This window comes from Streptomyces sp. DH10, from assembly GCF_029813805.1.
Lineage (GTDB): Bacteria > Actinomycetota > Actinomycetes > Streptomycetales > Streptomycetaceae > Streptomyces > Streptomyces coeruleofuscus.
Genome location: NZ_JARVKU010000006.1, coordinates 58,279 through 71,629, shown reverse-complemented (window position 1 = coordinate 71,629; position 13,351 = coordinate 58,279). Strand labels below are relative to the sequence as shown.

13 protein-coding genes and 3 pseudogenes are annotated in these 13,351 nt (G+C 67.0%); 9 read left to right on the top strand and 7 right to left on the bottom strand.

The features are described from left to right. Positions 1-72: 72 nt before the first annotated feature. Complete coding sequence (locus QC385_RS14465) at positions 73-843, bottom strand: transposase (RefSeq protein WP_279541716.1); 771 nt, start codon at positions 841-843, stop codon at positions 73-75. A gap of 230 nt (positions 844-1,073) precedes the next feature. Between QC385_RS14465 and QC385_RS14460 the strand changes: the two genes are divergently transcribed. Continuing rightward, positions 1,074-1,595 (top strand): SMI1/KNR4 family protein, encoded by a 522-nt coding sequence (locus QC385_RS14460; protein WP_279541715.1) that lies wholly within the window; start codon positions 1,074-1,076, stop codon positions 1,593-1,595. Between the two features lie 105 nt (positions 1,596-1,700). On the opposite strand, the pseudogene QC385_RS14455 reads toward QC385_RS14460, so the two are convergent. Further along, positions 1,701-2,245, bottom strand: a pseudogene (locus tag QC385_RS14455) (IS5 family transposase); the annotation flags it as partial. A 64-nt stretch (positions 2,246-2,309) separates the two neighbouring features. Here QC385_RS14455 and QC385_RS14450 point away from each other — a divergent pair. From QC385_RS14450 to QC385_RS14440, 3 genes are all read left to right on the top strand, one after another. After that, positions 2,310-2,858 carry a winged helix-turn-helix domain-containing protein gene (locus QC385_RS14450; protein ID WP_336621289.1) on the top strand — a complete coding sequence of 183 codons (549 nt, stop codon included), beginning with the start codon at positions 2,310-2,312 and terminating at the stop codon, positions 2,856-2,858. Between the two features lie 10 nt (positions 2,859-2,868). Then, positions 2,869-3,438, top strand: coding sequence for a transposase (locus QC385_RS14445; protein ID WP_443032919.1), 570 nt, complete (start codon positions 2,869-2,871; stop codon positions 3,436-3,438). 67 nt (positions 3,439-3,505) lie between these two features. Further along, positions 3,506-4,003 (top strand): GNAT family N-acetyltransferase, encoded by a 498-nt coding sequence (locus tag QC385_RS14440; RefSeq protein WP_279541713.1) that lies wholly within the window; start codon positions 3,506-3,508, stop codon positions 4,001-4,003. Here the strand turns inward: QC385_RS14440 and QC385_RS14435 are convergent. The 3 genes and pseudogenes from QC385_RS14435 to QC385_RS14425 all read right to left on the bottom strand — a co-directional run. Next, positions 3,942-4,247: pseudogene (locus QC385_RS14435) on the bottom strand (hypothetical protein); the annotation flags it as partial. The gene QC385_RS14440 and the pseudogene QC385_RS14435 overlap by 62 nt on opposite strands. A 78-nt stretch (positions 4,248-4,325) precedes the next feature. After that, positions 4,326-4,862, bottom strand: a pseudogene (locus QC385_RS14430) (DEAD/DEAH box helicase family protein); the annotation flags it as partial. A 48-nt stretch (positions 4,863-4,910) separates the two neighbouring features. Then, positions 4,911-5,339: a hypothetical protein gene (locus QC385_RS14425; RefSeq protein ID WP_279541712.1), complete on the bottom strand. Its 429-nt coding sequence runs from the start codon at positions 5,337-5,339 to the stop codon at positions 4,911-4,913. Positions 5,340-5,560: 221 nt separating this feature from the next. Here QC385_RS14425 and QC385_RS14420 point away from each other — a divergent pair, with 221 nt between their 5' ends. Beyond that, the gene (locus tag QC385_RS14420) at positions 5,561-5,842 is read left to right on the top strand and encodes a hypothetical protein (RefSeq protein ID WP_279541711.1); all 282 of its coding nucleotides are present in this window, start codon (positions 5,561-5,563) and stop codon (positions 5,840-5,842) included. Between the two features lie 187 nt (positions 5,843-6,029). Here QC385_RS14420 and QC385_RS14415 read toward each other — a convergent pair whose 3' ends face one another. Continuing rightward, positions 6,030-9,143, bottom strand: coding sequence for an AfsR/SARP family transcriptional regulator (locus tag QC385_RS14415; RefSeq protein ID WP_279541710.1), 3,114 nt, complete (start codon positions 9,141-9,143; stop codon positions 6,030-6,032). Positions 9,144-9,855: 712 nt separating this feature from the next. On the opposite strand from QC385_RS14415, the gene QC385_RS14410 reads away from it, so the two are divergent. The 4 genes from QC385_RS14410 to QC385_RS14395 all read left to right on the top strand — a co-directional run bounded on the left by QC385_RS14410 (position 9,856) and on the right by QC385_RS14395 (position 12,464). Next, positions 9,856-10,587, top strand: a complete 732-nt coding sequence (locus tag QC385_RS14410) for a hypothetical protein (RefSeq protein WP_279541709.1) — start codon at positions 9,856-9,858, stop codon at positions 10,585-10,587. A 98-nt stretch (positions 10,588-10,685) separates the two neighbouring features. Next, the gene (locus QC385_RS14405) at positions 10,686-11,147 is read left to right on the top strand and encodes a hypothetical protein (protein ID WP_279541708.1); all 462 of its coding nucleotides are present in this window, start codon (positions 10,686-10,688) and stop codon (positions 11,145-11,147) included. A 148-nt stretch (positions 11,148-11,295) separates the two neighbouring features. Then, positions 11,296-11,595, top strand: a complete 300-nt coding sequence (locus QC385_RS14400; protein WP_279541707.1) for a hypothetical protein — start codon at positions 11,296-11,298, stop codon at positions 11,593-11,595. A 78-nt stretch (positions 11,596-11,673) separates the two neighbouring features. Beyond that, a protein-coding gene (locus tag QC385_RS14395) for an IS5 family transposase (protein ID WP_443032918.1) occupies positions 11,674-12,464 on the top strand; the annotation gives its coding sequence in 2 pieces (ribosomal slippage) (positions 11,674-11,995 and positions 11,995-12,464; 792 coding nt in all). A 28-nt stretch (positions 12,465-12,492) separates the two neighbouring features. On the opposite strand, the gene QC385_RS14390 is transcribed toward QC385_RS14395, so the two are convergent. Next, positions 12,493-13,344, bottom strand: coding sequence for an IS5 family transposase (locus QC385_RS14390; protein WP_279542064.1), 852 nt, complete (start codon positions 13,342-13,344; stop codon positions 12,493-12,495). Between the last annotated feature and the right edge of the window lie 7 nt (positions 13,345-13,351).

Below are 13,351 nucleotides of genomic sequence, written 5' to 3'. Positions count from 1 at the left end.
ATGCACGAGTTCGTAAAGGGTGTTGCAGAAGGTCGGGCTCGAGCATGCCGGGGTTGTGCTTGACCTGCTGTTTCACCCAGCTAGGGCGAGGTTGTGCATGGTGGCGACGGCCTGGACGGCGTGATGGAGGCCGTCGCCCCTTTGGCGGCAGTCGCGGAGGATCTTCCAGTTCTTCATCCGGGCGAAGGTGTGCTCGATGCGGGCCCGTACGCGCCGGTGTTCGGCGTTGTCCTCCTCCTGACCGCGCAGGAGGGGGCGCCCGGCTCTCCTGCGGTGCGGGACGATCAGACCGGTGCCCAGGTAAGCGCCGTCCGCGATCACCGTCGTGCCTGCCGCGAGGGCGGGCAGGTCGGACTCCCGCCAAACATGCGCATCCGCCTTGTTCCCGGGCGCCGGTCGGGCTGATGCCACTACCAGGCGGGTGTCGGCATCGATGATGACCTGCACGTTCGCGGAGAACCGGTAGTTGCGCGAGGAGGCGCCGACCGTTCGGTCACGAACCGGGACCAAGGTGCCGTCCACGATCCATAGCCGTTCCACGCCTGCCACCGGCCTCGGCGCCGGCTCCAGCGCAAGCAACGGTCGCAGACGCTGGATGACCCGGCAGACGGTGGCCGGCGAGCACCCGAAGAGCGGCGCGAGCTGCCGCATCGTGAGGTTCGTGCGGTAATACACGGCCACCAGCAGCACCCGCTCGGCCAACGGAAGGCACCATGGCCGACCACCACCAGGACCGTTGCCGCCCCGTTCCCGCACCGCGCGAAGCAGCTTCTCGAACCGCCCCATCCGCAACCCGGTGAACGTCTCCACCCACACCGGCTCAGCCCTCAACACCCCACCCATACACGCAAAATGCCCGCCACCGAGCCTTGCGCAACACCCTTTAGGGCCTGTCTCCTTGGTCGGTCAGTGTCGTCGCGGGGCTGGTTCGATCGTGCCCGTATACAGACCCTCATTCGGCCGTTCAGGTGGGGATTACCATGTACGGACCCCGGGGAGTCAAGGGGCTTTCTCCCGTGCTGCGATCAACTCCAAGTCAGACATCGGCTCAACGTGCTAAAAGGAACCTAGTGGTGGCAACGCTTCCAGAGATCACAGCCCTGTTGGGCGATCCCCGGTTCAACTGGTCCGATCCGGCTCCATGGATCGAACTGGAGCAGGAACTCGGTGTCGAATTTCCTGCGGACTTCCGTGAGTTCGTGGACGCCTACGGTTCGATCGAGGTCAACGGACAGTTGTATCTGAAGCATCCCGCCGGTCATCTTCTGCACAATCTGGGAGAAAAAATCAGGGGGGATCTCGAGCTCTGGCGCGAGGAGGACATGGCCGAGTTCCTGCCGAGTCCGGTCGGGGCGAACCCCGGGGAACTGATACCGGTGGCATCAGTCACGACGGGCGAGGCGGTTTTCCTTCGCATTCCCGACAACCCGTCGTCGCCCTGGCGTATCGTGGTCCAGGAGTTCGACAGTCCGGCATGGACTCTCTACGAGATGACGTTCAGCGACTGGTTGCTGGCTTATCTCAAGGGTAGGGACGTGACGTTGTGTTCTCGCAACTTCGCGCCTGACCGCCCGTTCTACGAATTCCTGCCCTGAAAATGAACAAGGTGGTCTCCTGTCTGGTGAGACAGGAGATACCACGGCAGGGGGCCGACGTCCTGGCTGGCATCCTTGACGGAGAGCCGCAGGCTCGTCGTCCAGTGGCCTGCCGAGTCCGCTTCGCGGGATCCGGATTCCGGCCATGACTGCCTCGAAGGCCGGCGCGTCACCGGCCTGGCCGCGGTGACATGGATGGACAGAGGTCGTGCCCGGGTGTCACTGGCCAGGGTGGACCTTCGTGCTCAAGGCACCGCGGGAGCGTCCGAGTGCCTGATTCTCGGGCTCGGAACGGCCGGGCGCCCCCTTTTCCTGGCTCCGGCCGAATGCTGGTGAGCCCGGCAGACGGTCGAGTCCACCGAGACTGTCCAGCCCACGTCGTCGCCGGCATCCGCCACTACAAGGACAGCCGCGAGGATCCGTTCCCATGTGCCGTCCACGGCACACCTGATCAGGCGTTTGTGCGCAGTCTGAAAGGGCCCGAGCTCTTCAGGCAGGTCGCGCCAGGGCGAGCAGGTGCGGTACTTCCACGCGATGGCTTCCAGGGTCCGGCGGTGGTCGGCCCACCGTCGTCCACGGACCGGATCGTCCGGCATCAGCGGCTCGATGCGGTCCCACATCGCATCAGTGATCACTAACCGGACAGACACATCCGATCAACTGACCCACCCATCAAGGAGACACGCTCTACTGATCTTTTCGTAAGTTCGGTGGGTGTGGTGGCCGTGTGGGTGGGAGGCTGTCGGGGTGGCATATCAACCTTCCCCTTCGGTTGCCGGCTCCTGTCTTTCTCCTTTGTCTCGGCCTCAGTTGGCGGAGGCGCGTCGTGTTCGGGCAGTCGAGTTGTTCGAGGGTGGCGTCTCGAATGCGGAGATCGCGAGGGCGGTGGGGGTGTGTGCCGAGAGTGTGCGGCGCTGGCGGCGGGTGTGGGAGCAAGACGGTGCTTCGGGCCTGCGCAGACGGGCAGCCACCGGACGCCCACCCAAGCTGGACGACACCCAGGTCGAGATGGTCCGGGCCGCGTTGGAGCAAGGTGCCCAGGCTCATGGTTTCGAGGCCGGCCTGTGGACCCTGGAACGAGTCGGCGCGGTCGTCACCCGGGCAACGGGGGTGGTGTTGTCGAGGGCGTCGGTGTGGCGGCTGCTGACCGGCCGGCTCGGATGGAGCCTGCAACGGCCCGAGCGGCGGGCGGTCGAGCGGGACGAGTCGGAGATCGCCCGCTGGATCGCGCACGAGTGGCCGCGCATCAAAAAGGGGCCGTGAACACACGTGCCTGGATCGTCTTCCTCGACGAATCAGGCGTCTCCCTGCTCCCTCAGATCCGCCGCACCTACTCGCCCCGCGGGCGGACTCCGCTCCTGCGGCACCGTCTGAACTGGAAGCGCGCGTCGATGGCCGGGGCCTTGGGCTACCACTCCCTGATCGCGGGGCCCGCCTGTGCTTCCACCTCAAGCCCGGCAGCTACGACACCGCCGGGCTCATTGAGGTCCTGGAGCAGGTGAAGGTGTTCTACCGCGGCGAGCGAGTGGTCCTGGTCTGGGACGGCCTGTCCGCCCACTGGAGCCGGGCGATGCGGGCCTGGGTCGTCGAACAGGACTGGCTCACCCTGGAACGATTACCCGCCTACGCTCCCGAGCTGAACCCGGTGGAATTGCTGTGGTCCTCGCTCAAGAAGCGTGAACTCGCCAACCTCGCCGGCGACCACCTCGCCGATGTCGCCGACGCCAGCGAGCAAGGCATCCACCGCATCAACGCCAACCCCCGACTGTCATGGTCATTCCTCGCCCATACCGGCCTGACCATCCGCCCACCACACCCACCGAACTTACGAAAAGATCAGTAGGGCGTGTTACGAAAGTGGATCAAGGGGCTCGTTCGATGTCTGGTACGGGTCGTGTGATGCTGGCGCAATGACTGATCAACGCGAGGTTGCCGTCGTTCGCTGGCCAGCTCAGGGCCCTTCCGTGGATCAGTTGGCCGAGTTGCTGGCGGCCTACCATCTGCGGACGGAGGCAGAGAAGGGCGAGTCCGTTGTCGATGTGGACGGGTTGCCGGACCGCTACCGGGCAGAAATCTTGGACCCGCGGGCCGCGTTCGCCGACGATGCCGTGCTGATGGCTCTGAGCGGCGACACGGCCGTGGGCTGCCTGGTGGTGACCGCCCCCGTCGGCGGCCGGTCAGAGATCAAGAGGCTCTGGACAGACCCGGCATTCCGGAGCCGGGGCATCGCGTCCGGCCTGGTCGGCGCCGCGCTTGCGCATGCCGCGGAGAGCGGCGTCAGCACGGTACGGCTGTCGGTATGGAAGTGGCGGGCAGGTGCCATCGCCCTGTACGAGCGGCTCGGTTTCACTGTCGCCCAATCGTGGGAGGAACGGGATCAACTGGTGTGCATGGAGCGTGCCGTGTGAGTGGTCGCAGCCACTCGTTGATGGCTGCGACCAGCACGGTTGCCTCGTATCGGACGGCGAGCTTGTCGTATCTCGTAGCCACAGCCCGGTGGCGCTTGAGGCGATTGATCTCGCACTCCACCGCGTGGCGCTCTTTGTAGTCGGCCTTGTCGAACTTCGGCGGCCGACCGCCGCGCGAGCCACGCTTCTAGCGGTTGCGGACCTGGTCGGCCTTCTCCGGGATCGTGCAGCGGATGCCACGTCGGACTTCCATGCTCGCGACCAGCTCGCCGGGTGCGCCGGCCTCGTCCTCGTCCCCGAGCTGCCACAGCCGGGGCGTGGCCGTCATGTACAGGCGGCGCAGGGAGGGGATTTTCTGGTTGTCGTGCACGACCGCCCACGGCTTCCCGATCCGCCCTGACGTCCGGTGGGCCTCGTCCACGACGATCAGGTCCCAAGCCGCCAAACCCGCAGCGTGCGCCCGCTCCAGCGTGCCCAGACCGAGGCTGGCGTACGTGGCGTACACCGTCACCTTCTCCAAGCCCCGCGTCCACTCCACCAGCTCGTCCACGTCCGTGGTATTGGGGAAGGCCGCCTCCTCACCCCGCAGCGAGGACACCCCAATCATCGGCCCCCGGCGACCCCCCTCACGCCACGCGGCCTCAGTCTGCGCCAGCAGATCCAGCGAGGGCACGAGCACCAGCACACGACCCGCGCGGAGCTCCTCCGCGCTCCGGACCGCCACCCTCGTTTTTCCGGACCCGGTCGCCATGACCACTTGCGTCCGAAGCCCCTGCTCCGGGAGGAGCGTACGGGCAGGCGGTTCCAGGGCGCGAAGAACCGCATCGATGGCTTCTCTTTGGTGGGGCCACAGATCCACGTGGGCGATTCCTTGTCTGGAGGGGCTGGGAGCCTGTGAGGGGATGCTTCAGTCTTGGGTCTTCGCCGCCTCCTCCCGAAGCTCCTGGAGAGGGCGCCCGCTGGGGACATGGGTGTACTGGCCCCAACCGTTGATCTGGTTCCCGGTCTGAGTCCTGAGCGCAGGGGAGGGCCGCTGGAAGGCCCGGCCGTCTGGAAGTTCCACCCATCCGTCTGCGCTGATGGTGGCCTCGTGGGTACGCCCGAGCTTCGGCTGGTGGTGGCGCAACATGTCGTTGGGAGCCGCGAGGCCCGCTTCCAAGATGGGCATCAAGGCGCCTGTCGGCCGACTGCCCGCTTCGTCCACGGGTGGCTGCTGCGCCCCCAAGAGCACACGCCGTAGGACATCGTTTGCTGTATCGACCAGCGGTTCGCTGTGACGCTGAAGGTAGGCGAACACCTCGTCGTCGACCTGGATGTTCCGCATGCCGGTGGCCATCATTTGCCTCCACGTTGAACTCTGAAAGTCGAAATCTCTCAAGTGGGAAGTCTAGAGATGGAGACCGGCCGCCATGTGTGGAACTTTGAAACTGGTCAGCACGCCGGGCATGAGCCCCGGTCGGCCGGCTCGCCCGCGACCACAGGCGCAGCGAGTGGAACGGCGACGGCCACGCGCCCGAGGGCGAACAGCCTGACGGCTACCGCGACTACGACCGCAAGGTGCCGCTGCTGGCCACCACCCTGAACCTGCCCGCCGCCCACGGCCCGCACGGGCCGGTGTGGTGGCGCTACGGGCATTCGACCTGGCAGAGCCTTGACGACGCCCTCGACCACCCCGACGACTTCCGCGCCCTCGGTGCGCGCGGAGGCCCGCCACGTAAGGCGGGGGAGGCCGAACTCGAGCGCGCCCGGCGTGAGCGGGAAGAGGAGCGCCGCCGGATGGAGGCCGCCAGGTGTTGTGCCCGGGCTGTCGGAGCCCCGTCTACCCGGACGCCGGTCTGACGGCCGGCGGGGAGTGCGGACCCTGTCTCAGCGACCGTCGGCGCGCTGCCGAAGCTGCCCGGGAGCAGATGGGGCAGGCGCCGGGTGTCGGCATCTTCGGCTGGCGTCGGCGTGCCTGAGGGGTACTGCCACCACATGATGCTCGACGCCGTCGTAGAGCCCGGAGCCATGGGCCATGGGAAGTGTGTCACTTGGGTTCGTCGGCGGGGGATGGGTGGTAGCCGGTTTCGTTCTGGATCCGCTGGGCCTGCGCGGTGTGGTCGGCGGCCTCGGTGGGGGTGTTGCTGGCGTGGGCGATCGCGGCGAGGACTGTCAGAGCGCGGTGTTGTGCGGGGCGTAATTCCAGGGCGCGGGCGATGGTGAGGGCTTGGTGGGCGTGGTGTGCCGCGGTGGGTATGGCGCCGGATTCGAGGTGGGCGAGGGCAAGTTGGGTGTGGGCGTCGGCTTCCTGGTGGCGCAGGCCGCAGCGGTGGGTGAGTTCGACGGCTTGCTGAAGGTGTGTGGTGGCGAAGCCGAAGTGGCCGTTCAGGCGGTGTATGGAGCCGAGGGTGATCAGACTGTCAGCCTCCAGGGTGGGATCGCCCACTGCGCGGGCGGTGCGCAGGGCCTGCTCGGCGTGGCTCCGGGCGAGGTCGGGTCGGCCGGTGTCACGGTGAATGCGGGCAAGGATCTCGTGGACAGGCGGTTCACTGTTGCGGCGTTGATGACTTTGGCAGAGTCGAAGAGCTTCGGTGCCGTCGGCCAGTGCCTCCGCGTAGTGGCCGAGGCCGTGTCGGGCGATCGCACGGTTGACCAAGGGGCCCACAGTGCCCGAGGGCCGGTCGTTCGCACGGCACGTCTCGATCGCTTCCGTGATGCGTTCCACGGCCTGGTCGAACTCGCCGAGATACGCCTGGCATAGCCCCATCGTGTTGAGTGCCCGGGCGATCAGTACCGGACGGTCGAGATCGCGGAGCAGGGCGTAGCCGTCCTGCTGGCATTCGAGTGCCTGGCGCATCTGCCCACGCAAGGCGTAATGGATCGCGAGGCTGGTGAGGATGGCGACCTCGCCGAGGGTGAACCCGGTGTTGCGGTATCCCTCCTGGGCCGTGTGCAGAGCCTCGAGGGCAGCCTGGGCGTCACCGGAGTGTTGGCGTAGCAGGCCGAGGCTTTGCCACAGCACGGCTTGGGCGAGGGCCTCGTGGTCGTGTTCGGCGGCGCGCAGGGCGGCCGTCGTCGCGGCCTCCCACTCGGCTGTGTGCCGCCGTCCGTAGTAGTACGTACGCAGCTGGTCGGCCAGCTGCCAGGAGATCTCGCGCGGGCCGGAAGCGGCGGCGCGGATGATCAGGGCGGTCAGGTTGGCGCGTTCGGCCTCCAGCCAGGCGAGGGCCTGATGGCGGTCGGTGAACCGATCGGATTCGGCGCGCGGGCGGGGCAGCTGGACGCTGCCGGCGTAGTCGAAGGCGGTAGCGGCATCGACGGTGGCCAGGTACCAGTCGCACAGCCGCTGCCAGGCCGCCGGGTGGGCTGGGTCCGCCGTTGCATGCTCGGCTGCGTAGAGCCGCAGCAGGTCGTGGAACTGGTACCGGTCGGCGGCGGTGTGCTGCACGAGTCCGGCGGTGGTGAGCTGGTCCATGAGGTGTTCGGCGACGGCGAGCGACGAGTCGAGCATGGCCGCGGCCGCTTCGGTGGTGAAGTCCGGCCCGGGGTGCAGGCCGAGCAGGGCGAACAGGCGCGCCGTGTCGGGTTCCAGGGCGGCGTGGGAGTGGTCGAAGGCGGTCCGGACGGCCGCTTCGTGATCGCCGGTGACGGACAGCTTGGCGAGCCGCTCGTCGTCGGCCAGTTCTGCGGTGTACTGGGTGAGTGAGCGGCCGGGCCGGGCGGCGAGGTTGGCGGCGGCGATGCGCAGCGCCAGAGGGAGGTTGGCGCACAGATCGGCCAGGCGCTCGGCCGCCTCTGGCTCGTCGTCGATCCGCCTGGCGCCGAGGGCGTTGATCAGCAGGGAGCGGGCCTCGGCCGGGGCAAGCACGTCCAGGGGCACGGTGCGGGCGGCGTGGCTTACGGCCAGCCCACGCAGGTCGGACCGGCTGGTGACGAGGACCGCGACGCCGGCAGTGCCTGGCAGCAGCGGCCGGACCTGTTCGGCGCCGGCAGCGTCGTCCAGGACGAGGAGCACCCTGCGGTCGGCTATCCGGCTGCGGAAGGTGGCCGCGCGGTCGACCAGCGGCTCAGGAATGGTCTGCGGGTCCTGTCCCGAGGCTCGCAGCATTGCTGACAGTGCCTCGGCTGGATCACGGGGGCGACCGCTATTACCCGCCAGGTGGATGTACCACTGGCCGTCGGGGAAAGCAGTCCGCAGGCGGTGGCCGAGGTGCACCGCGAGCGCGCTCTTGCCGACGCCCGGTGAGCCGGACACGACGACGGGCGTGGCCCCGGGGCGGGACAGCTCTTCCTCCAGTCGCTCGAGCAGCTCCGCCCGCCCAGCGAACCCCTCTACATCTAAGGGAAGTTGGCACTGGACGGTCCAGGCGGCCTCGGCCGGTGCCCGCACCGAGACCGGGGCCGCGACTCGTGCAGCGGCCGGTTGCGGTTCCAGCTGGGGGTCGCCGCTGAGGATCGCCTGGTGCAGGCGCTGCAGATCCGCTCCCGGATCGATGCCCAGTTCATCGGCGAGGGTGGCCCGGACACGCCGGTACTGGGCGAGCGCATCGGCCTGCCGGCCACACCGGTACAGGGCGAGTATGTGCTGAGCCGCCAGCCGTTCATCCAGCGGATCGGCGGCACTGCGCTCGGACAGGGCCGCCAGCAGCGCGGTGTGCTCACCCAGCCGTAGCCGGACGTCCACGCAGTCCAGCTCTGCCGCCTGCCGCTCCCTGTTCAGGGCATCCCGGGCCGCGTTGAACCAGGGAGTGTCCACCCCGGCGAACGGCATCCCCCGCCACACCGCCAGCGCCTCCTGGAAAGCGGCCGTCGCACCCGCATCGTCGGCCGCCCGGCGCGCCTCCTCGACCAAATGGCGGAAGCGGTGCACGTCCACCGCCAAGGCATCAGCGACAACTGCGTAACCACCTGATCTGCGACGGATATCCACGCTCGGGCCCGGCAGCGCGCGGCGCAGCCGGGACAGATAGCTGTACAGAGTGTCCTTGGCCCGCCGCGTCGGGTCCTCCCCCCAGACCCGGTACACCAGCTCGTCCGTTGCCACCGTGCGGTTGACGTCCATCAGCAGGGCCGCCAGCACGGTTTGCTGGCGGGCCGGCCCGAGATCCACCGGCTCACCACTCGCCTGCGCCTCGATACCACCAAGCAGCCGAAACTCCATGCCAAGCCCCCTGCCTCCGCGTTCGGCAACCCGCCCCACTGCCCGGCTGCCCGGCGTTCAATCACCCACGCCCACCAGGGAATTCTAGATTCTTGCAAGGTTGCCGCAGGATCCGGCTCGCAGAGTGGAGCACAACGGACGTGGCGCCATGTCATTCAGAAAGCCGTAATCCGATTGTTCATATCGAGAGAACCACAGCTTGGCGGACCATCTCGACGGCAGGACGGATGACCCATGCGGCTGACGCAACGCCACCGACCCACGTCTGCATGACCCGATGGTGTGCGTAGCGGACCCTGCAACGTTCCGGGTTCCTCGCAGCGTCCCGTCAGCTGACGTAAGTGAGCCGTCGCTGAGAGGGACGACGCAGGGAAGGAGGTAAAGAGTGGCCCGAGGGGGTCTCGTCGTCCCATCTGCAAGGGGGAGAGGCAGCACGGGTGACCGCCACCGTGTCCGGCTTTGTGAGTGGCGGCGTGCGGTGACGCCTGGCGTAGGGGGGACCAAGGTGAGGCAAGCATTCGTTTCTGCTTGCGCCAGCGTGACGCTCGTTGGCGTAGTCGCCGTCGGTTGCACGGCCGCAGCGCCTAACTCCGGCCAATCGCAGCAGACCCAGATAGCCGGGAGTGCAGAATCGCGAAGCCGACTTCGTGAGCCGACCGATGCCGAGCAAATCTTGCTCCGGCGTGCTGAGCAGACGCTGGTCAAGGCGTGTATGGAGAAAGCAGACTTCAAGTACTGGATCGGCCCTCTACCGACGGTCGATGAGCTCAAGGGCAGTGGCTACGTCCTGACTAACGTTAGCTGGGCGAGGAAGCACGGCTACGGCAGTCGGTTCGAAGAGAGACTCCAAGACGTCCAGCGTAACGACCCCAACAACGCGTACGCCAACTCGCTCCCGCGAAACGAGCGCGCCCGCTACAGCAAGGCCTTGGAAGGTAGCCCGTCGGGCGAGATGCTGACGGCCGATCTGCCCGGGGGCGGCGGCATACAGACGCCCCGTCACAGTTGTCAGGCGCATGCTAAAGATCAGCTATATGGGGACTTCGGGGCTTGGTTCCGGGCCGAGAAGATCGCCATGAGCCTGCCGGCCCGCTATGTGCCAGCCCTTCTCAATGACCAGCGCTTCGTCAGTGCAGTCGAGAAATGGGCGTTCTGCATGCGCGAGGCGGGCCACGACTACGCCAACCCACAAGAGATCCGCGAGAAGCTTCCGGAACTCACTGCTGGCATGACCAAGGAGAAGGCATACGCCACGGAGGTCGATATGGCGGTCGCCGAAGCCACTTGCGCGACCAAGACTCCACTGTCTCGCACTGCCCACGCCCTCCGGGATGAGTACCGAGACAAACAGCCCCAGAAGTACCTCAAGGCTGTTACCACGTACCAGCGCATGACGCTCGACGCACTGCCCCGAGCCGAGGACATCGCCAGATCAACGGACTGACCGCAACTCTCCAGGTTCAGAGACCGGTCACTCCAGACTTCCGCGGCGCTTCAGTCGCGGGACGTGCACACAGCACCTACACACAGGGAGAAAGCATCATGCGCAAAATTCTGGCTGCAGTCGCCACTCTCGGCATCGCCGGCCTCGGTGTAATCGTCCCGGCGAGCAGCGCCCAGGCGGCATCCCACTGTCGGGGGGTATTTGACCGCGCCGCCTCCGGTTATTTCTACGCGTTCTTCGGCTACGACTGCTCCTCGAACATGGGCTCCACCGACAGCTGGGACTCGGACTGGGGGAACAGTGCGGGTCCTTTCCAGGGTGGTGACACCAACACAGCAACATCCATCCTGAACAAGGGAACGTCCGGGATGGCCGTCCAGGTCTTCAACGGAACGGGTAAGGACTGGGGCGGCGGCTTCACCTGCCTCAAGAGGTCCGAGGAATTCATGACCACCCTCGTCGGGTTCAAGTTCTCGAGCGGCGCAGAAGTGAACGACGGAATCAGTTCCCACCGGTGGGTGTGGGAAGAGACGTGCAACAAGCATTTCCTGGACTCCTGACGCCACCAAGCACACAACTGGTCGGTCCGTGAATCCGGCTCCATGGCCTGTTGCTCCGGCGGGACTTGGAGCCGGGTAGCTGGTGACGCGCGGCGGCAGAGCCGCTGTGAGAAAACGTCCCGGGACTGGCGGCCAAGCCCCTCATCAGATGGCCGCCGTCCACGACCTCGCGCACGCTGCACATATCCATCAGTACTTCGCCAACCACCCGGCGGACCCGATCCCGCCGACGAAAATCGGCGGAACCCTGACCAGCATCAGGGCCGTGAAGCGCCGCGTCGGCCCGGCCGGCGCCCACCAACTGCTCCAGCGGCACGAGCGAGCACGGCCCTACCGCATCGACCGTCCGCTGCTGGAAGGGCTCCAGCGAGCCTACGCCTCGCCGATATCCGTCCCGACCTCATGCGACGTGGACCAGTCGACTCCAACGGCGCCTAAGAGGTCCTAACAGAAGCCGTTGATCATGTGACTGTCGGCTTGGTTGCTCGTTGGCCTGGTCGTGGGAAAGAGGGAGTCGCGTCCGTGGATCGTCTCGGACGAACTGTGGTCGTTGATTGAGCCGTTGCTGCCCGAGCCGGGTCCGAAGCTGGTCGAGGGCAGGCCGCGGGTCCCGGACCGGCAGGCGTTGTGCGGGATCCTGTTCGTGCTGCATACCGGCATCCAGTGGGAGTACCTGCCGCAGGAGCTGGGCTTCGGCTCGGGGATGACGTGCTGGCGGCGCCTGGCCGCCTGGAACGAGGCCGGTGTCTGGGACGAACTGCACCTGGTGCTGCTGAAGAAGCTGCGGGCGGCGAAGAAGCTCGACTGGTCGCGGGCGGTGATCGATTCCTCTCACGTCCGGGCGGCCCGCAGGGGCCCAAAAGCGGTCCCAGCCCGGTCGACCGCGCACGTCCGGGCAGCAAGCACCACGTCCTCACCGACGGCCAGGGCATCCCGCTCGCGGTGTCGCTGACCGGCGGCAACCGCAACGACGTCACCCAGCTACTGCCCTTGCTCGACAAGGTCCCGGCAGTCGCCGGTGTCGTCGGCCGTCCGCGCCGGCGCCCTGATGCCCTGCTCGCTGACCGGGGCTACGACCACGACAAGTACCGGCGCCTTGTCCGGGCGAAAGGCATCAACCCGGTGATCGCCGAACGAGGCCACGAACACGGCTCTGGCCTGGGCGTCCTCCGTTGGGTGGTCGAGCGCACCATCGCCTGGCTGCACGGCTTCCGCCGACTGCGGATCCGCTGGGAACGACGCGACGACATCCACGAAGCCTTCCTCGGCCTCGCCACCTGCCTGATCACTCACCGCCACGTCCAACGCCTTTGTTAGGACCACTAAGAGGGCATCTGATCAATGTTCAGACCGTTGCGAGCGGGATGTCCGTTTCAAATCGCCAGGTTGGCGCGGATTCTCCGGTCAGCTCGCGGGACATTTTGTTAGCCATCGCCCAGTGGATCATCGTGCGGGATCTCTGTGGGAGGGCTTCGTAGTCCCGTGCCAGGCGGCGGTGCTGCATCAGCCAGCCGAAGGTCCGCTCGATCACCCACCGCTTGGGCAGCGGCTCGAACCCCTTAGCCCGTGGTCGCTGCACCACCTCGACGTCGATGCCCAGTGCGGCGCCGTGGTTGAAGATGCTGTTCTGGTAACCACCGTCGGCCCAGACCTTGGTCACGCCAGGATGTGACGCGGCCAGGTCGTCGAGCAGGAGCTTGCCGCCGGTGGTGTCGTGCACGTTCGCGGCGGTGACGAGGACGGCCAGCACCAGACCGAGCGTGTCGGTGATCAGGTGCCGCTTGCGCCCTTTGATCTTTTTGCCGGCGTCGATGCCCTGGCTGGTCTCGGCGACGTTTGCCGAGGTCTTCACGCTCTGTGCGTCCACCACGGCCGCGGTGGGCTCCGCACTGCGGCCGTGAGCCCGCCGGGTCTTGTCGCGTAACAGGTCGTGGACCTGCTGGGTGGTGCCGTCCGCTTCCCACTTCGCGTAGTAGTCATAGACGGTCTTGTACGGCGGGAAGTCGTGCGGCAGGTACTCCCAGGGGATGCCAGTGCGGTTGACGTAGAGGATCGCGTTGACGATCTCTCGTAGGTCGTGCACCCGGGCCGCTGTGCCGGGGCCCGTCCGTCTCGCTCGCCAACCGGTGAAGACCGGTTCGATCAAGGCCCAGCGGGCGTCGGACACGTCACTGCGGTAGGGACGACGAACACTCACGTCTCGT

Coding starts and splice junctions, on each gene's coding strand:
- QC385_RS14465 (WP_279541716.1), bottom strand. CDS start 843: ATGGGTGGGGTGTTGAGGGCTGAGCCGGTGTGGGTGGAGACGTTCACC.
- QC385_RS14440 (WP_279541713.1), top strand. CDS start 3,506: ATGACTGATCAACGCGAGGTTGCCGTCGTTCGCTGGCCAGCTCAGGGC.
- QC385_RS14425 (WP_279541712.1), bottom strand. CDS start 5,339: ATGGCCACCGGCATGCGGAACATCCAGGTCGACGACGAGGTGTTCGCC.
- QC385_RS14415 (WP_279541710.1), bottom strand. CDS start 9,143: ATGGAGTTTCGGCTGCTTGGTGGTATCGAGGCGCAGGCGAGTGGTGAG.
- QC385_RS14410 (WP_279541709.1), top strand. CDS start 9,856: ATGGAGAAAGCAGACTTCAAGTACTGGATCGGCCCTCTACCGACGGTC.
- QC385_RS14405 (WP_279541708.1), top strand. CDS start 10,686: ATGCGCAAAATTCTGGCTGCAGTCGCCACTCTCGGCATCGCCGGCCTC.
- QC385_RS14400 (WP_279541707.1), top strand. CDS start 11,296: ATGGCCGCCGTCCACGACCTCGCGCACGCTGCACATATCCATCAGTAC.